Here is a 19432-nt window from a genome sequence, read left to right on the forward strand (position 1 = left end):
ATAATATATGAGGTGGGGAGTAAAGTGAATCGAAACAACGATAAGATTACCGGATATCATTGGAGGAAAAGAATTACGATTGATGTTATGATATTTTTGTTAAAAGATGTGATTCCTGTGTTTGGAGCGGTTATCACAATGTCGGTAGTTATCGGACCTACATTATGGTTCGCAACAGATCATATCATCCTATTGGTATTATTGGGTATGGTTGCGTTGCTGATTTTGATTGTTGTCAGACATTTGATTGCAAAAAATATAAGCACAACAGCAGAAAAATTATATGGAAAACAGGAGTTGTATTTGATTCACAATCATTTGTATTGTACAGAAGATGTGAGAACTCGATTTTCCCATGTCATCAGATGTTATAAACCGATTGAAATCTATCATGTAGAAAAAACAAAGTTTTATTGGGCGGTTGATTGCCTTTGCTATAAAATACGAAAGAGCGGCAATGTGAGGGAAGATATTGGACTTGTTTTGGAACAGTTGATACAGGATGAAAAAAATGAAATACCGGTAAAAGAAACATTATTGTTCAAGCGGCAGTATCATGATGAAATTGAGAAAATGATAGACGAGGTACTCCGTTACCACAAATCATCTGAATGATGGGAAAAGAAATCCGAAATAAGAATGTTGTCATTTCAGAAAGCGTGAATAGAAATGCTCTGATTTCGGAACATAAGATGAGTATGATGTAAAGTCTGTTGCAGTTAAGTTTGTTGTAAGAGAAGATATGGGTTGATACAAAAAAACACGTTTGCAGGTTGATGGCAGTAATGACAGTGCATTTTTGAAGGAGAAGGAATAGGATGAAAATGGAAGTCAGAAAAACTTACCGTGTTAAAAAAGAGATATTCAACTTCAAAAAAGGGGAAATTTTGATATTAGCTGACAAAGGATATCAGGCTTATTACGGTGAATATAATTTTGTTTTTGTCAATGAGGAGGAGGGACATCAGTATGCAGTCTTGCGAGACAGTTCAGATGAAGATATGGAAATATATGGTCATCTGGAAGAATATTTTGAAGAAGTGAGTATGACCGAAATTTGACACAAACGATCCATACAGTATGAAACTACTATGATACATATCGCTGAAGAGTGTTGTTGATAGAGAGTAGGTTGCGAATAGCTTTCATAAGTATCAGTACAAGCAACTTCATGATAATCAAAATAGGATAATCAGTTCGGTTGAACTGAAGTAGATAAACAGTTGGAGTAGGAGATGGAAGGAGAAGTGATATCTATGGCGATTCTAAACGAAAAGCAAATAAAATACGGTTTTGATTACTTTCATCGTGATGAACCGGAGAACAAATGTATTGTTGAAGTATCGGAGTACACCGGAGAAAAAGCATTGACAATAAACTGTACGCAATTAGGGGACAGCTCTACACCGGAGTATAAGACAGCAAAGGAAAAGAAGCGTGTCTTACAGGAATGGTGTGATTTTTTGCAGAATAATCCGACAGCGTTTACAGAGCTGATTTTTTGTACAAGGATGCCTCAAGAGCTGTTTGATGCTGTTTGTGCACAACAAAATCTTCAAAAGTTATATATCAAATGGGGAGTATATCCGGATCTTTCCAAGATTACCAACCTTGCTAATCTGGAATATCTGCACATAGGCTCAGGTGCAAGTGTTGGGAGCATAGAGCCTATTACAAAATTACAAAACTTAATTGCCTTGTCGGTAGAAAATTTTCAGAGAGTGGACGATTACAGTTTGCTTGCCAATCTTACAAAGTTGGAAAGCTTGTCGATTGAGGGAGATTGTTTTGCTCCTAAAAATATTCATGTAACTTCTTTTGATTTTCTGCATGAGATGAAGCAGTTAAGATATTTTAATTTTTTAGCCGGAATACTAAAAAGCAAGGATTACACCCCTATTTTAAGTCTTGAACGGATAGAGCATTTAACACTAAAACCATGTAAAGAAGTGAAAGCATTATATAACGATATGATTCAACTTCCACGTTTGAAATACGGATTGTTAGTTGATAAACCGGAACTTTACAGGAAATAACAATCTGTGGGAATAGCGGATGAATTTGTTAATATTCCGTGCGATATTATTTGATATGAAAATCGGATAAAATGATGGAACCGATGTAATTTCTAAAAATGATCCTTTTGATACTTTCATTCATCCGTTTATTTACACTTTCACAGAGTCTGTTCATCATTTTTAAGTATCTAAAACACTTAATTTTTCAAGGAAGAATGAAATCATTCTATTGAATTTTAGTGTCATATCGGCAAACCATAGAACAGGGAGTTTTGAACGAACGACCGGAGAGCCTACATAAAATAGAAGGAGGAATTGATATGAGAGCAAAGGCAGGAGATGTGTACTGCGTCTATAATAAATACCTAAAGAAATATACAGCTTGTCAAATCACAAAGATAGAAGAAGATGACAAGGAACCACAGGCGGTTATTCTTTCGCTGGATTGGTCGGGGGAAGAGCCTCTGAAAGAGGAGGAATTATCTTCCATAAAACCGCTTTATAAGGACTTTATGTACTGGAACCGAGGGATACATCTATCGAATGTTGATGTGAATGTACCGACAAATTATACTTTTGTTGGCAACGTTACTCCCTTAACTGATGAGAGTACAAATTCATACGCAACATGGGGAAACGGTTATGAGGTCTACAGACAGCTTAAATGGCAGGAAATACCGAAAGAACAGAGAGATGCATTTAAGGAAGCGGATAAGAGCGAAGAAAAAGTCATCTTTGCAGGAGAGGAGTGTGGCATTTCCAAGCGCCGTTTGAATGATGAGTGGAAACCTTTTGAAGATGCAATGGAATTAAAGGTTTTTCCTTGTTTGACTCATCTAACATTAAACAAATGGCACAAAAATTTATACGAGTATTTGCAATCGACTCCATTTATTTCTGAACTGGTTCTCGAAAACCATAACCAAACAAAACTTGATTTCTCCAAAACATCAGTTTGTACGCTTTCAATTGATATGACAGGGGTAGAAGAACTTATCTTAAATGACGGTTTGGAGCAACTTATTTTATTGGGAGAAGTAAGGAAAAATTGCAACATACAGGCGAATGGAAACGAAGAGGCCTTGCTGTTACAATATGATAAAGTGATTCCTAAGTTGAAAGGCTTGGAAGCTTTAGGGAAATTACATGTTATCAAAATCGAAGAACTCGATATTGAGGAAGTTTTGAACGCATATCCAAAACTTACAGAGTTAAGATTGTGGGGAAAACCGGGAAATCTTGTTCATTTTGATAAGTTGCCGGAGTTTCAGCAGTTGGAAGTTTTTACAACAATGGACTTGTTCGGTTTTACAGCAGAGGATATTCCAACTCCCGATAGACTTCCGAATTTGTATATGTTTTGGATGGACAGCTTGCCGGAGGATGCTGCAAAAGTAACGAAGAAACTTTATAAAAAGCGAAAAGAAGACGGACTGCATCTTTGGATTAGCAAGCCGAGAAAACCCGAGTGGCTTGCTCAGAACTTGGACAATCCGTTTCGTTCGTGGGACGGACAGGAGAATATTACACCTGCCAATGCGAAGAAAGCCGCTGCTTTGTATAGAAAAACAAGAGCAGGAATCGTAAAGATTGCAGAAGGTTCCGATAAAGACGCTATGACAAGTGCCGAAACTTTGGTAAGGGAGTATACCGAGGGATTCAATAAGATGGATAAGCGAAACTGCTTTATCTATACCGTTGAGCGAGAGGATATTTATACTGCGCTTGATGAAATGTTAGACTTGCTACCGGAGGACTTGAAAGTCGATAAAGAGCGATTGTTGAACTTATTCGATGAATTAAAGAATTTCTAAAAGTGAGGGAAACAAAACGAATTATGATGTTTCAAGGGTGGTCTTGCCATAAAAGGGATAAGAAACAAGCTGATAGAATGTAATTAGGAGAGAATGAAATGAGAGTAGAAGTATTTCCTCTTGAGAAGATAACAATTGACAACAAGGAAATTATGTTGGGGATGAACATAAATGAGGTGCAAAAGCTGATTGGAATACCGGATAGAGTTTTTTCGAACTGTGACGGAGAATCTGGCAGGCATTATTATTTTGACAGTGAATTGGGATTGGACTTTGATGAAAGCGGATTGCTTGAATTCATTGAATTTCTTGGCGGAATTGACGGGAATCTCAGACCGTATCTTTATGGGGTATCGGCTTTTGAAACAAGTGCAGATGAATTGCTTAAGATGATGATGGAACAAGACGGTGAGGTTGACGACAGTGAAGCAGATTATTGTTATTGTTTTTTGAATACCGGTATAGGGTTGTGGCGTCAAGATAATCAAAATAAACACTGGGATACGATTGGTATTGGTGTAGATAAGTATTATAGATACGAATGATTTGATACAAAGCAGAGCGATAGAAAGTCAACCAAGAGCAATCTTTTGATGAAAAGATAATTAAAATGATAGGTAGAGAAAGGATTTATTAACAGTGAACTGTTTGATACGGAATATTACCATAGAAAATCAGATAATCAATAGAGAGCAATTTTTTGCAATAGGGTATTGTCCTGAAATACAGAAACATCTGCTGTGTGTTCATATCTCTTGGATTGCGGGATATGACCGATATTACCGAATGGAGGAAGGCGATTTAGAGCTTTATGAAGCGGAACAGGAAACATTCTGCAAAAAATATGAAAAAGAAATCAAAGCCTACCGAACAGAGAAACTGATTGGTGCGGGGGCATTGAGGGATTATGATTTTAGATGTCTGCCAGATAAAGTGCTGAAGACTTTGGACAAATATCCTCCGTTTGAGGGATACTATTATCAAGACGGAATCTTCTACGCAAGAATCAAGATAGGGGATACCTTTTTCAGTATTCCGCCGGCTTGTGATGACAAACAGATGTAACGGATCGTCATGGTAAGGTGATTGATACGAAAGCGAATCAGATTGTCATACATTCCATACAACAAAACTCCATGCCTTTGTTCTTCTCTTCTTCTCAAAGTTAGGAAAATTGAGGATGACATCGCTTAGGTTGAACAAGAGTTGAAATGATGGTTGTAGTTTGAAAGAGTGCTGATATAGTAAGGTCATACAGAGAGGATGGGAGAGAATACTATGAGTGATACAGATTTGCTTTATTTCAAAGAAAGACTTGATACAATCGATTGGAACGGAGATTTTGAAAAGGCGGACAAGGAAAATTATGAGATTTTAGACAATTTGTGTGAAGAGATAGAAGCAGAGCTTGGAAGAAATCGAAACTCTGAAATTATAGCGAAAGCTTTATTGCTCCTTGCTGAGAATGTAGGTTGTATAGAGGATTTTGAAAGATACGAAGAAAATTTTGTGAACCGTCTTGTGCAAGATAACTTGCTTACAAAAGAACAGTCGGAGTTATTTTATCATAACACAAACAGAAGACAGGGGTAGAAAGTAGATAGCAGAAGATAAGAATTTATAACACAGATATTGTAGAACTTTTAGTTGGAACCGGAACATATTAGTTTTCGATTGGAGTTACAACTTGATGTAACATCACATATCAAAAATTGTTTTTTGAGTTTTGTGATTTGGAATGATATTTGTCATTCAGTCCGGTAAATGATGTTGATTGGAGGAGGTAGAGTGGGAGTTTTCTATTTGGAAGAAAGAATTGATTTTAGAGGTGCTTTGACAACTGATGAGATAGAAGAAATTGTCAAAAGAGGAAGTGTGGATACATTACAGACCAATGTTCTTCCTTTGGATTTACCTACCATGCAGAGGTTAAATGAGGAATACTTTTCCAAATTTCCAAATACGGAGCTGCGTATTTATACATATGGTGATTGTGATTTGCGTTCTCTTCATGTTATGGATAATGTTCGTAACTTATCTGTTGAAACATCCAAAGAAATATTGGGTATTGAAGAAATCTATTCTTTATCAGGAATCAGGCATCTTTGCATTGAGGCATCTAAAATACAGGACAAAGAGTTTCTTTTTAAAATTCCGGAGTCCGTAGAAACGCTTTATTTGGAAGTTTCGTCAAAGTCATTTGATTTGAAACCTCTGTCCCGTTTTGCTGAGCTGAAGGTGCTAGGGTTACGAAAATGCAATAAAAACATCGAATGTATTTCAGAATTGAAACAGGTGCATAGTCTGAAATTGCATGGAATTACACTACCTTCCTGTTCTTTTCTCAATCAGTTACCAAGACTTCAAAATTTAGCGGTTTCAGGAGGGAATACAGAGGATTTCTCTGAATTGTACGGCAATCCGACCATTACAGGATTATATCTGTTTCATCTTCCAAAACTGAACAATTTGGGCATACTTGCCAATTTGCCGAACTTGAAGGTTGCAGAAGTGTGTCAATTAAAGAATGTTCAGGAACTTCCTGACTTATCAAAATCAAAATTACAGCATCTATGCTTAGAAAATATGAAGAGCCTGTTGGATTTCAGTCCGCTTCAAATCGCTCCTTGCCTTAAGTCTGTTGCAGAAACGGTATGTCCGTCTTCCGTTACAACAGACTGCATACTTCCAATTATGCAGAATCCTGAAGTAGAACAATGTGCATTTTTTACAAGCAGTGCCAAAAAGAACAAAGAACTGGAAGAATTGAGTAATCAATATCATAAGAAATGGCAATCAAATGCACATATCGTCAGAGAAATTATCTTTTCGGACGGTAGAATGTAGATAATAAGGAGCGGTTAGTGAAAGGTCAATTAGATGAGCAAAGGGGAGGGGATTGAATGGTAATAGGATATCCGTTGTGTTTAGAAGGTGTTGCATTTAGAAATCATGGAATCATAGGAATTTATCAACAAAAAGAAAAAATCATTGTGCTTCACTGTGCATTCGGTTTTGGTAATCCGGAACAACCGGCGGAAGATAAGAGACAACCGCACTACATTCTGTTGGATGTATTTTCAAAGGATTTTAAGGAACATACCAAAGAGCATTTGTGTTATTATCAAGAGAGCTTTATTTCGGCATTGGATTCAGAACTGTATGAAGAAAACGGCAAATTGATTTTAAATACCAAGAAATACAAAGGATTTACCGAAACAATTGCAAAGCTTTTTGAGGTTTCAGATAAAGGTTTGGTTGAAATCGGACCATCTCCTGAGCCGGTAATGGAGATATATAATGACAGTAAGACATATTATTTTGGAAATTCAGAAGTGTATATGCACTCTCCGTTTGTGATGGCATGTAGGGATAGTTCTTCGAGAAATATGATTTGGAAGACAAAAATCGGTCTTTTGATGTGAATTTAACTCATTTTACCACAGTTTATCGTTAATTGAACAATATCGCAAACCTTAATATTGTTATCCTATTTTGCACAACGCAACTTCTTTTAACCCTCTGTCATAAAGAGAGGTAATACAACTATCTCTGCTGATGTTTTGTACCTTATGTTTGCTCATTCCTCGCGGCAACCCGATATCAAAATATTCCCTTGCAGTAAGTGAAAAAAGTTTTTGTTTTCCCTTCCAATCATCTGTCTTAAACAGAGGTGTCATGAGTTTTACTGATAGGAAATTATTGAGAGTACAAAAACATTGAATTCGATATCATCTAATGACATGTCGTTTTAGCTTTTTCATTCTTGGATAGATAATTGTAAAGACTACAAAACAAAGAATCATTGTTCCCAGATTATAAGGAAGATTATAAAGAATAGAGTAAAGCCATGGATTCATATTAGCAGGAGCATAAGAAGCAAACAACAAAGCTCCGGATAAAACATGAATGATGTACTTTAAAATCATTGTAATAATAATACCTAAAGGAAGTTCTGTTTCCTTAATTTTAATGTTCTTAATTAAAGCAGCCATGCCTACGACTGACAAAGGACCAATATAATCTAATAAGACAGACCAAGGTCCATAGAATTTAGCAAGTCCTAAAGCAAACTGCATAAGTGAACATAAGAATCCAACAAGTATTCCCTCTTTGGCTCCTAACAGGTAAGAAGCCATAAAAATCGGAAGAAGACTTAAAGTGATTCTTCCTCCCTGAGGCAACTCAGGAACCAAATTGAAGACATATTCTAAAAGAATATGCATCGCAATGAACAAAGCAATATATGCCATTGTTCGTGTGTTTAATTTTCTTTCCATAATATTTTCTCCTTTCCGGGCATTAAAAAAAGCCCCATAAAGAAGCCATTAAGAACGCGCTCTCTACGCTGGCATTACCCAGTTCAGATAGTAAGGGATTAGACAATGTCTATCTCAGCTTTCGCCCCCCCGGCTTCTTCTATATTATGAACTGAAATATAATAAATTTCAATATAAATAGATTATATTAAATAATTCAAGGCATTACTGACAAAGAAAACAGTAAATGATATGATTAATAAAAAGAGATGGAGATGAAAAATATGTGTAAAGAATGTTATTGTGAAGAAAACAGAAGAACCCCATTATTAAATCCTTTAGAATGTTTAAAGAATCATACACAATATATTTGTGGAACATGCGGGCGCTGTATTTGTATTGAACATGATCCTAATAAAGGCTTACAAAGATGGAATTTCCCATTTAAATCATTAGAAATTGCGAAGCTATATTTACGGACGGCTGACTATACGGTAAAAAAAGCATGCGGTATTTATGAGATAGAAAATACAAAGGGAAGACTTTCCTATAAAATTTTTGCCGGAAAAGAAGATTTAATTTTATTTTTGAAAAAGAATAAAGATAAAAAATGTAAGCTGATGGCGCCTGTCTTTATTATCGATGAATATAAAGAATATCCTCATACTGAGGTAAGAAAGCTAACCTCTGATGAAATTATACAGTATATGAATGAGCGAAAATCAGGTTTCCTCTCATAAGAATATAATAGAAGTTAATGGTCATATATCCTCTTTATGAAATACTTTTATAAGGAGGATATTTTAATTGTTTATTAAAATAATTCAATATTATAAAAAAACATCACATTATGAATATGAAAATTTTTATAATATGAAAAAATATATTGAAATGGTGATTTTGGTATGCTACTATGTAAGTGTGTAAGCGCTTATGTATTTTTGTATTTTGTTTGAAAAACTCAATAAAAAAGGAGGAATTGGAGCTTGTAGAATTAGCTCCAAAAGGAGGGTTATGATTTCAGCTTATGGTTTTAAAAAACTAAAGAAAGTCTTATTGTCTTCGTTTGTCTCTATTATGGTTATTGCCGGGATGGCTACACCTCTGACTGTTAAAGCAGAACCACAGAAAAAAGACTACAGTAAGAAATATAAGATGATTTCTTTAGATGCCGGTCGTAAGTATTTTTCTGCTGATCAGATTAATAGAATTATTGATCATGCAAGTAGCAAAGGTTTTACTCATTTGCATCTTTTGCTTGGCAATGATGCATTCAGATTTACATTAAATGATATGGATGTCCATGTAAATGATAAAGTATACAAAGCGGCAGATATTAACAAAGCTATCACTAAGGGGAATTTTGAATATATGACGAGACAGAAAGCTCAGAATATTCAAGATGCTGCTAAGACTTTATCTGAATCCGATATGAATAAGATTTTAGCTCATGCAAAAGCTAAAAACATGAAGATTATTCCTGGTATTAATATGCCTGGTCATATGGATTCTATTGTTACTGTTATGGAGGAAATGAAAGATCTGGGAAATGTTCGTTTCACAGGTGATAAAGGTACTTCACTAACAACTATGAATTATGATAATGAAAAAGCTGCTCAATTTATGAAAAGCTTTTTACAGAAATATTTAGATTACTTTAAGAGTAAAGGTATCAAAGAATTTAATTTTGGTGCTGATGAAATTGGTAATGATGCAGTTAGCGGATATAAAGGCGGATATGACTATTTATCAAAAAGGCCTGCACAGTATGCGACATTAGTTAAATTTATTAATAAATTGGCTGATCAGGTAGATGCTGCCGGTATGACTCCTTATTGCTTCAATGACGGACTGTATTATAATGATAATACAGCTCATAAATTTTCTAGTAAGATTCGAGTTTTCTATTGGTCTTGCGGTCATACATGGTGGGGTGCTCCGGATTCAGGAAGTGCAAAAACAATTATTAAACAAGGTCATAAGATCGTTAATGTTAATGAGAAGTGGTACTATGTATTAGGTAGGGAAAGAGCGGATTGTCCATCACGCGGCGGAGCCTATACTGCTTTCCCATACGAAGGCATGGATCCAAGTAAAGCATCTACTGTAAAAATGAAAGATGTAACATTTGATTATGTAAGAGAACATCCAAATGATAATAAAAATCTTGAAACATTAGGTTCAATGATTGCATTATGGTGTGATATTCCTAGTATGCCTTATGAAGAAGATAAATTCTTTAAATATATGGATATTTTTGCAGACAGCAACCCTGATGTATTTAAAAAAGAAAATCCTGTTGCCCCAGAGATGAAAAGAACAATGTCTGTTAAAGGTACTATGAAAGTGGCCTCTATTGATGCCGGCAGAAAATTCTTCTCTGCACAGGATATCAAGAATGCTATTGCTCGCCTGAAAGAAAAAGATTATACACATTTACAGTTAATTTTAGGTAATAATGGATTAAGATTTGCTTTAGATAATATGGATATTAAAGCAAATAATAAGACATATAAAGGTGAAGATATTAAAAAATATATTAAAGCCGGAAATAAAGAGTATATGACATCTAAGTATGCCGAGGATACAGAAAATGCTGACAGATTCTTAACAGAAACTGAAATGAATGATATTTTAGACTTCGCCAAGAAGAAGGGTATTCAGATTATTCCTTTAATTAACACTCCCGGTCATATGGATACAATCCTTTCTGTTATGGAAAAAGCCGGTCTTACTCAGGTAAGATATGATTGTAAAGATCCAAAATATGATCAGTCTGATGAACCTTCTGCTACAACTATAAGCATGGAGAATAAAGAAGCTCTTGAATTTACTAAGACTTTGGTTAAGAAGTATATGGACTATTTCTCTAAAAAAGGATGTCAGTTTTTCAATATTGGTGCTGATGAATATGGTAATCATGATTCAAATTGCCAGGGATTTGCTGATTTACAGAAATTAGGCTTATATAAGACATTTATTGCTTATATCAATGAGTTGGCTAAGTATGCAACTGATCGTAAGGTAAGACCAATGGTATTTAATGATGGTATTTACTATGGTGAAAAAGATAATGATGGTCAGTTTGATCCTAATATCTTAGTTGCTTATTGGACTTCAGGATTCCCATATAATGGACATCGGTATCAGCCTGCTCAAACAACTTACTTAGCCAAAAAAGATCATGAAATCTTAAATACAAATGATAACTGGTATTATGTGATTGGTACAGAGAGTCCATGGAATCAGTCATGGTATGGATTCAATATGGCGATGAGAGGTGTCTCTAAGCATAAATTTGCTGAAAATGTAGGAAATCCGGTTAAAACTGTCGGTTCTATGATTTGCTTATGGTGTGATAATCCGGGTAAGGCATATAAAGAAAAGAATTTCTTCCAGTGGGTAGATGCTTTTGCAAATAATAATCCGGATGTATTTAAGAAACGTGCAGATTATTCAAAAGTTGATGAAGCCTTAGAAAAAGCTAAGAAATATGAAAAAGAGAAGAATAATTATACTGCTGAAAGCTATGATAAGCTAGATAAGGCAGTTAAAGCCGTTATCAGAGATAAGTATGAAGAAGAACAGCCAACTGTTGATTTATATGCTGTTGCGATTGAAAGTGCTATTGCACAGCTTAAGTTAAAGCCTGCTGATTATACAGCTATCAATGAGATTTATTTTAAGGCTAAAAAAGCTGTTGCTTATAGAAAAAATTATGTTGATAAAACAATTGATGAATTAGAAAAAGTCTTAAACGAAATCAGCTTTGATCTAACTATTAAGGAACAAGAAAAAGTTAATAATTTAGCTAAACGATTGAAAGATGCGTATGAGGCATTAGAATTAAAGGATGCTGATTACAGTGAGGTAGAAAAAGCTAAGAAAGAAGTGCCTGATCTTAAGAATTATACTGAAGAAACGGCAAAGGCTGTTACAAAAGCATTAGCAGCAGTTCAGGAAGGCTTAAAGATTGATGAACAGGATAAGGTTGATCAGTATGCTAAAAATATCAGAGATGCTATCAGTAAGCTTGAAGAAAAGAAAGCTGATTACAGTAATGTTGATAAAGCATTAAAGAATGTTCCTAAGGATTTATCTTCATATACTGAAGAAAGTGTAGAAAGATTGAATAGAGCTATAGAAGCCGCTAAGAAGAGAGACTTGAAGATTTCTCAGCAGAAAAAAGCGGAAGCTATTGCTGAGGAAATTAATAATGCTATTGCGGGATTAGTTAAGAAAAATATTACTTATAAGATGACACCAGGTGATGTTATTAAAGGTCAGGAAGCAGTATTTAGATCTTCAGCTGATATTAAGAAATTTAAGCAGTTATTAATTGACAATAAGATTGTGGATTCTAAAAATTATAAAGTTACAGAAGGAAGTACAATTATTACTCTTTCTAAAGAATATACTAAGACTCTTTCTGTTGGTGAACATACAATTCAGATTGTATCTGTAGACGGTCAGGCAACTGCTAAATTCACAGTTAAGGATATGGTAAAGGTAGAGGAGACAAAACCTGCTACAAAAAAGCCTGAGAAAAAGGCAAAAGAGAATATGAAGAAGAAACCTTCTAAAGCTGATACTTCAGATTCTACTCATATTATTGGTTATATTATTGTGATATTCATCTCTTTAGCAGGTGCTATCACACTAAAGAAAAAATTTAATTAATCTCCTATATTATACTTAGAAAAGAATCATCTGATATCAGATGATTCTTTTGACTTTATAATTATAATAAGCATGATTTTAAAAAATTAAGATTAATCGAATCATGGATAGATAATAATTTTTTCAAAAATGACTTAAAAAAATTAATATTAGTTCTGATTATGCTATAATAAATAATAGATAGAGGGAGGTGGTCTTTATGACAAAAGAAAAGAAAACAACTAAAAAAATAATAAAGACTGATAGTAAAGAAAATAAATCAGCTGCTTTGAAGAAAACCGAGTCAGTAAAGAATGCAAAGATTACAGAAAAGAAAGCTACAAAAACTAATACAAAGAAAAAGACTGTTTCAAAAGCACCTGAAACTAAAAAGGATGAGATAAAAGAAGCTGTCAAGAAAGAAAAGAAAGCTACAAAAACTAATACAAAGAAAAAGACTGCTAAGAAGACTGAGGCTAAAAAAGATGAAGTAAAAGAAACTGTTAAAGATGAAGTTATAAAGATTCCGGCAGAAGTATCTTTATATGTTGAAGAATATATTCCTCAGCCTAGAAGAAGTGTAGCATTTATTGGTTCTGAGTGTTATCCGTTTGTAAAAACAGGCGGATTGGGAGATGTTATGTATGCATTGCCTAAAATGCTTGCTAAACAGAATTGTGATGTTAAGGTTATTCTTCCTCGCTATGGATGTATTCCTTGGGAGTATCAGGAAAAAATGGTTTATGTCGGTTCATTTGATATGGATTTATGTTCTGATGGACGTTCATTCTATGTTGGTATTATGGAATATGTATGGGATGGAGTAGTCTATGATTTTATTGATAATCAGGAATTATTTGCCGGAGGAAATCCTTATACTTCTCTGATAGAAGATATTCCTAAGTTTTGTTACTTTGGAAAAGCCGCTTTAGCTGCCTTGAATTATCTGAATTGGGTACCTGATGTTATTCATTGCCATGACTGGCAGGCAGGCTTAGTACCTATTTATCTACGGGAAATGTTTAATGAGACACCTCTTGCCAGTGCTAAAACTATTTTAACTATCCACAATTTAAGATTCCAGGGTATTTATAATATTGAGACATTAAAATATTGGACTAATCTTCCTGATTATGTATTTAATAAAGATGCAATGGTAGAAAACTGGCTGGATGCTAATATGTTAAAAGGCGGTATTACATATGCTAATATGATTACTACAGTATCTAATACTTATGCAGGTGAAATACAAACAGCTTTCTTTGGTGAACATCTGGATGCTCATTTAAGATACCATTCCGGCAAATTAAGAGGTATTGTGAATGGTATTGATTATGATATCTGGAATACTGCTTCTGACCCTTATTTAGCAGTTAATTATGATTTAAGCAATGTGTTAAGAAATAAGAAGGAAAATAAGAGGGCATTGCAGGAAGAATTAGGGCTAGAAACTGATGATCATAAATTTGTGATTGGCTTAGTATCAAGATTAACCAATCAGAAGGGCTTGGACTTAGTTAATAGTATTATTCCTCAGGTTATGGATGAGCATACACAGGTTGTTATTTTAGGAACCGGTGACGCTATGTATGAAGATTCATTTAGGTATTATGAAAATGCATATAAGGGTAATTTATGTTCAAATATTATGTATGATGAGGCAAGAGCACATAAGATTTATGCCGGATGTGATGCATTGCTTGTACCGTCATTGTTTGAGCCTTGCGGCTTAACACAGCTGATTGCAATGCATTATGGAACTATTCCTATTGTCAGGGAAACAGGCGGACTTAAAGATACTGTAGAGCCATATAATATGAATACAAATACAGGAAATGGCTTCACATTTAATTATTATGATGCCGGACTACTGCTGGATGCGATTAATAGAGCAAAGACATTTTATTTTACAAATAGATGGTGTTTTGATGAAATGGTACAAAGAGATATGGATAAAGATGTATCATGGGAGAATTCAGCCAGACAGTATCGTGACTTATATGTAGAGCTTACAAGTAACAGATGATCGAAAGATCATCTGTTTTTAGTATAAATATAAATACTATATTTTACAAAGAGGGAATAATAGAGTACACTTAATTCAGGTGATAAAATGATTATAAGCAGATATTTTATAGGTTTTGTATTTTTTAGTTTTTTAGGATGGGTATGGGAATGCTTATTTTGTATGATAAATACAGGAAAATGGGAAAATAGAGGCTTTTTATTTGGTCCTTATTGTCCTATTTATGGTTCAGCTGTTATGTTAGCTTATTTTATTTTTGGGCATCATAGGTTATCAGTAAACAGTTCATTAATCATTGTATTTTTAATTTGCATGATCGGCAGTGCTGTTATAGAGTATGTAACCAGTTATATATTGGAGAAGATATATCATGCCAGATGGTGGGATTATTCAAATATACCGTTCAATATTAAAGGAAGAATAGCATTACCGATATCCGTTGCATTCGGCATAGCTGGTATTATAATAGTAAAATTTGTTTTTCCTATTGTAAACAATCATTTTCCTCCTCATCATTCTTTATTTGCTGAGAGCTTATCATTATTATTAATGGGATTAATATCTATTGATTTAGGTGTAACATTATCTACTTTATCAGAAGTTGTCTATCATCTTAATATGACTGAAAAACAGCTAGGTAATAGGATTCAGTGGATTTATGATCGAGTGGGAGAAGAGACTGAAGAACTTAGAGAACAATGGGATAATTATTCTAATTATATTACTATAAAAATTTCTCAGGTAGCAGAATCTATTAATAGAAGAGAATGGAAAAGCTTAAAAAAGATGACTCATTTTACTACCAATAATCAGACATATATAGTTAATAAATTAAAAAAATTAAAAGATAGGATGAACAAAAAATGAAATATGATTTTACAAGCATTCTAGATCGTCATGGTAAGGATGCAATCGCAGTTGATGGATTAGGATTAAATCCGGGCTTTACACCGTCACAGCCAAAAGAAGGATTTTCCGTTATACCTATGTGGGTTGCTGATATGAATTTTCCTACTGTACCATCTGTTACTGAAGCTATTATTAAGCGTGCAAAACATCCGGCCTTTGGTTATTTTTCTCCAACAAAAGAATATTATCAGTCAATTATTGACTGGCATACTAAAAGAAATCATGTGACCGGATTAAAAAGAAAACATATAGGATATGAAAATGGTGTGTTAGGCGGATTAATAAGTGCTATGAATGTTCTTTGTTCTAAGGGTGATTATGTCTTATTACATTCACCTGCTTATATTGGCTTTACTAATTCTTTAAATAATAATGGCTACCATATCGTTCATAGTCCTTTAGTACTGGATGATCATGATCTTTGGCGAATGGACTATGAAGATATGGAGCAGAAGATTATTGATTATAAAATACATACTGCTATTCTTTGTTCTCCATATAATCCAATAGGAAGAGTATGGACATTAGAGGAATTAGAAAAATGTATGGAGATTTTTGAAAGACATCATGTTTATATTATTAGTGATGAAATATGGTCAGATTTAACATTGTATGATTATCAGCATATATCTGTGCAAATGGTTAATGAGTATGCCAGAGAACATACTATTGCCTTATATGCACCCAGCAAGACTTTTAATCTTGCCGGACTGGTAGGTTCTTATCATATTATTTATAATGATTATTTAAGAGAAAGAATAGATAAAGAGTCAAGTCTTTCTCACTATAATAATATGAGTGTTCTTTCTATGCATGGATTGATAGGTGCCTACAGCTCAAAGGGATATCAGTGGGTTGATTAACTTAGGCAAGTTCTCTCAGATAATATAAATTATGCTTATAATCATATTATAAAAAATTATCCCGATATTAAAGTAAGTAAGCCGCAGGGAACATATATGCTTTTTCTTGATTGTACTGATTATTGTCAGACTCACCATCTTACTATTGAAGAATTAGAAAAATTAGGATGGGATATTGGTGTTGCATGGCAGGATGGTAAGATGTTTGGTCATCCTTATGGAATAAGAATGAATCTTGCTTCTCCGTTATCACAAATCAAGGAAGCATTCCGCAGACTGGATACTTATATTTTTCATATACATAATTAAAATGGAGGAAATCTTATGGCTTGTACAACAATTTTAGTAGGGAAAAAGGCATCATATGATGGGTCAACAATGATTGCCAGAAACGATGATTCCCAGTCAGGTGTTTTTACAGAAAAGAAATTTACAGTGGTTCTGCCGGAAAATCAGCCGAAAGTTTATAAGTCGGTTATTTCAGGTGTAGAAATTCCATTAAAGAATAGACCAATGAAATATACTGCTATGCCAAATGCATTATCAGGAGAAGGTATTTGGGCAGCGGCAGGAGTAAATGAAGAGAATATCTCTATGAGTGCGACTGAGACAATTACATCAAATGAAAGAGTGCTGGGAGCGGATCCTCTCGTTAAAAATGGTATTGGTGAAGAGGATATAGTGGTTTTAGTATTACCATATATTCATAGTGCCAGAGAAGGTGTTCTTTATTTAGGAAATTTATTAAAGACTTATGGGACTTATGAGATGAATGGTATTGCTTTTCAGGATCAGGAAGAAATATGGTGGCTGGAAACAATAGGAGGACATCATTGGATGGCTAAAAGGGTACCGGATGACCATTATGTTGTTATGCCAAATCAGCAGGGAATAGATTCATTTGATTTTGAAGATGCTTACGGTGATAAAAAGGATCACTTATGTTCAAGTGATTTAAAGGAATTTACAGAAAAGTATTATCTTGATTTATCAATGAATAATACATTTAATCCAAGACTTGCTTATGGCAGTCATAGTGATAGTGATCATACCTATAATACACCACGAGCATGGAGTATAGAAAAATATCTAAATCCATCACTTAAGCAATCTCCATTATCAGATACTCTTCCCTGGGCACTTGTACCGGAAAGAAAGATTACTGTAGAAGATGTTAAATATGTTTTAAGTGATCATTATCAGGGGACTATCTATGATCCTTATAGTAAGGATTTAGATAAGAAAACAATCTTTAGACCAATCGGTATTAATAGAACCAGCTTTTTATCACTGGTACAGATTAGACCATATATGCCAAAAGAAAATCAGGTCATTGAATGGTTTACATTCGGTTCAAATGTTTTTAATGCTTTTGTACCTGTCTATACACAGATTTCATCTGTTCCGGATTATGTATCTAATACAACGGAAACTGTAGATACACATAATTTCTATTGGGCAAATAGACTTATTGGAGCATTAAGCGATGCACATTATAGTTTATGTTCTTCTCATATAGAAAGATATCAGTTATCTGTTCATTCTAAAGGTCATCAGCTGATTCATAAATATGATGAAATGATCTTAAATCAGAAATGTACACAAGAAGAAGCTAATCAATTTATTATTGATATGTTAGAAGAAGAAACCAATGATGTATTATCAAAAGTGTTGTATGAAGCCGGCATGGCAATGAAAAATGGCTTTTCAAGATCAGATGCCTAGGAGGAGTAATCCTCCTTTCTCTTTTTGAAATAATCCATTATTTATTATTATTTTATATATAATAAAAATAAATGGAGGTAATAAATATGAGTTTTCCTAGTAATTTTTTATGGGGCGGTGCAGTAGCAGCTAACCAGTGTGAAGGCGGTTATTTAGAAGGAGGAAAAGGTCTATCTGATGCAGATATGCTTTTAGGCGGAAGCCATACAGAACCTAGAACTTTCTGTCCGCATATTATGGAGGATAAGTTTTATCCGTCACATAATGCTATTGATTTTTATCATCATTATAAAGAAGATATTAAAATGTTCGCAGAAATGGGATTTAAGACATTTAGAACATCTATTAACTGGGCAAGGATATTCCCTAACGGTGATGACAGTATGCCTAATGAAGAAGGTCTAGCTTTTTATGATTCAATGTTTGATGAATGTCTTAAATACGATATTGAGCCATTAGTCACTCTTTGTCATTATGAGATACCTTGGGCTATTACATCTAAATATGGAGGATTTACTAATAGAAAAACAATAGATTTATATCTTAGATATGCAACAGTATGTTTTGAGAGATATAAAAATAAAGTAAAGTATTGGCTGACTTTTAATGAGATTAATGGAGCAACTGAACCATTAGGTCAGTATAATGGAATTGGTTATGTTACTTCTAAAGATTTAGCCGGAACTGAACCTATTCCTAATAATCATTTGGAAGATGATCCGCAAAAAAGATTTGAAGGCTTACATAATGAATTTGTAGCAAGTGCTAAAGCAGTCATTGAAGGACATAAAATTAATCCTAATTTTATGATTGGATGTATGATTTGTCATATTACATGGTATCCTCTTACATGCAATCCATTAGATGAACTGGCAGCACAAGAAAAAGATCTTATGTTTAATGATTTCTGTGGTGACGTACAAGTATTAGGAGTATATAATCCTCTCGCTGTTGCTTATCTAAAGAATCATGGTATTGATACATCATTTATTACTGATGAAGATCAGGCTATTTTAAGAGCAGGAACAGTTGATATGTATACATTCTCTTACTACATGTCTAACTGTGTATCAGTTGATCCTAATGCTCCCGACATTGGAGGAAACCTTATCGGCGGATTAAAGAATCCATATCTTAAAGCATCGGATTGGGGATGGCA

At 34.1% G+C, this 19432-nt stretch carries 18 protein-coding genes and 1 riboswitch; of the genes, 17 read left to right on the plus strand and 1 reads right to left on the minus strand.

Annotated elements, in window-relative coordinates:
- The first annotated feature begins 24 nt into the window (after positions 1 to 24).
- The 9 genes from HMPREF9943_RS05205 (at position 25) to HMPREF9943_RS05245 (ending at position 7257) form a co-directional block, all read left to right on the plus strand.
- Positions 25 to 615 carry a hypothetical protein gene (locus tag HMPREF9943_RS05205; RefSeq protein WP_155957277.1) on the plus strand — a complete coding sequence of 197 codons (591 nt, stop codon included), beginning with the start codon at positions 25 to 27 and terminating at the stop codon, positions 613 to 615.
- Between the two features lie 203 nt (positions 616 to 818).
- The gene (locus HMPREF9943_RS05210) at positions 819 to 1061 is read left to right on the plus strand and encodes a hypothetical protein (RefSeq protein WP_004802765.1); all 243 of its coding nucleotides are present in this window, start codon (positions 819 to 821) and stop codon (positions 1059 to 1061) included.
- A 195-nt stretch (positions 1062 to 1256) separates the two neighbouring features.
- Positions 1257 to 2036 carry a leucine-rich repeat domain-containing protein gene (locus HMPREF9943_RS05215; protein ID WP_241431584.1) on the plus strand — a complete coding sequence of 260 codons (780 nt, stop codon included), beginning with the start codon at positions 1257 to 1259 and terminating at the stop codon, positions 2034 to 2036.
- Between the two features lie 302 nt (positions 2037 to 2338).
- The gene (locus HMPREF9943_RS05220; RefSeq protein ID WP_004802769.1) at positions 2339 to 3832 is read left to right on the plus strand and encodes a hypothetical protein; all 1494 of its coding nucleotides are present in this window, start codon (positions 2339 to 2341) and stop codon (positions 3830 to 3832) included.
- 98 nt (positions 3833 to 3930) lie between these two features.
- Complete coding sequence (locus HMPREF9943_RS05225; RefSeq protein ID WP_004802771.1) at positions 3931 to 4377, plus strand: hypothetical protein; 447 nt, start codon at positions 3931 to 3933, stop codon at positions 4375 to 4377.
- Between the two features lie 94 nt (positions 4378 to 4471).
- A complete protein-coding gene (locus HMPREF9943_RS05230) occupies positions 4472 to 4897 on the plus strand; it encodes a hypothetical protein (RefSeq protein ID WP_004802772.1) in 426 nt (141 codons plus the stop codon).
- A gap of 213 nt (positions 4898 to 5110) precedes the next feature.
- Positions 5111 to 5425 carry a hypothetical protein gene (locus HMPREF9943_RS05235; RefSeq protein WP_004802773.1) on the plus strand — a complete coding sequence of 105 codons (315 nt, stop codon included), beginning with the start codon at positions 5111 to 5113 and terminating at the stop codon, positions 5423 to 5425.
- Positions 5426 to 5635: 210 nt separating this feature from the next.
- Positions 5636 to 6679 (plus strand): hypothetical protein, encoded by a 1044-nt coding sequence (locus HMPREF9943_RS05240; protein ID WP_196793797.1) that lies wholly within the window; start codon positions 5636 to 5638, stop codon positions 6677 to 6679.
- A gap of 56 nt (positions 6680 to 6735) precedes the next feature.
- Positions 6736 to 7257, plus strand: coding sequence for a hypothetical protein (locus tag HMPREF9943_RS05245; RefSeq protein ID WP_004802777.1), 522 nt, complete (start codon positions 6736 to 6738; stop codon positions 7255 to 7257).
- A 306-nt stretch (positions 7258 to 7563) separates the two neighbouring features.
- Here the strand turns inward: HMPREF9943_RS05245 and HMPREF9943_RS05250 are convergent, their stop codons facing one another.
- A complete protein-coding gene (locus HMPREF9943_RS05250; protein ID WP_004802778.1) occupies positions 7564 to 8112 on the minus strand; it encodes an energy-coupled thiamine transporter ThiT in 549 nt (182 codons plus the stop codon).
- A 42-nt stretch (positions 8113 to 8154) separates the two neighbouring features.
- Positions 8155 to 8253: riboswitch (TPP riboswitch) on the minus strand.
- Between the two features lie 122 nt (positions 8254 to 8375).
- Here HMPREF9943_RS05250 and HMPREF9943_RS05255 point away from each other — a divergent pair.
- The 8 genes from HMPREF9943_RS05255 to HMPREF9943_RS05285 all read left to right on the plus strand — a co-directional run.
- On the plus strand, positions 8376 to 8831 hold the full coding sequence (locus HMPREF9943_RS05255) for a hypothetical protein (RefSeq protein ID WP_004802781.1): 456 nt from the start codon (positions 8376 to 8378) through the stop codon (positions 8829 to 8831).
- 274 nt (positions 8832 to 9105) lie between these two features.
- Complete coding sequence (locus tag HMPREF9943_RS09700; protein WP_004802782.1) at positions 9106 to 12771, plus strand: family 20 glycosylhydrolase; 3666 nt, start codon at positions 9106 to 9108, stop codon at positions 12769 to 12771.
- Positions 12772 to 12970: 199 nt separating this feature from the next.
- Positions 12971 to 14776 carry a glycogen synthase gene (locus tag HMPREF9943_RS05265; protein ID WP_004802785.1) on the plus strand — a complete coding sequence of 602 codons (1806 nt, stop codon included), beginning with the start codon at positions 12971 to 12973 and terminating at the stop codon, positions 14774 to 14776.
- Positions 14777 to 14863: 87 nt separating this feature from the next.
- Positions 14864 to 15643, plus strand: a complete 780-nt coding sequence (locus HMPREF9943_RS05270) for a putative ABC transporter permease (RefSeq protein WP_004802788.1) — start codon at positions 14864 to 14866, stop codon at positions 15641 to 15643.
- On the plus strand, positions 15640 to 16548 hold the full coding sequence (locus tag HMPREF9943_RS05275) for a MalY/PatB family protein (RefSeq protein ID WP_004802789.1): 909 nt from the start codon (positions 15640 to 15642) through the stop codon (positions 16546 to 16548). Before HMPREF9943_RS05270 ends, HMPREF9943_RS05275 begins: the two co-directional genes overlap by 4 nt.
- A 96-nt stretch (positions 16549 to 16644) precedes the next feature.
- The gene (locus HMPREF9943_RS10270; RefSeq protein ID WP_004802792.1) at positions 16645 to 16857 is read left to right on the plus strand and encodes a hypothetical protein; all 213 of its coding nucleotides are present in this window, start codon (positions 16645 to 16647) and stop codon (positions 16855 to 16857) included.
- 15 nt (positions 16858 to 16872) lie between these two features.
- Entirely contained in the window at positions 16873 to 18273 is a 1401-nt protein-coding gene (locus HMPREF9943_RS05280; RefSeq protein WP_004802794.1) for a C69 family dipeptidase, read from the plus strand.
- A gap of 86 nt (positions 18274 to 18359) precedes the next feature.
- Positions 18360 to 19432: glycoside hydrolase family 1 protein (locus HMPREF9943_RS05285; RefSeq protein ID WP_004802795.1), on the plus strand; the 1073-nt coding region annotated here is incomplete at its 3' end.

Source organism: Eggerthia catenaformis OT 569 = DSM 20559 (genome assembly GCF_000340375.1).
GTDB classification, from domain to species: Bacteria; Bacillota_I; Bacilli_A; order Erysipelotrichales; family Coprobacillaceae; genus Eggerthia; species Eggerthia catenaformis.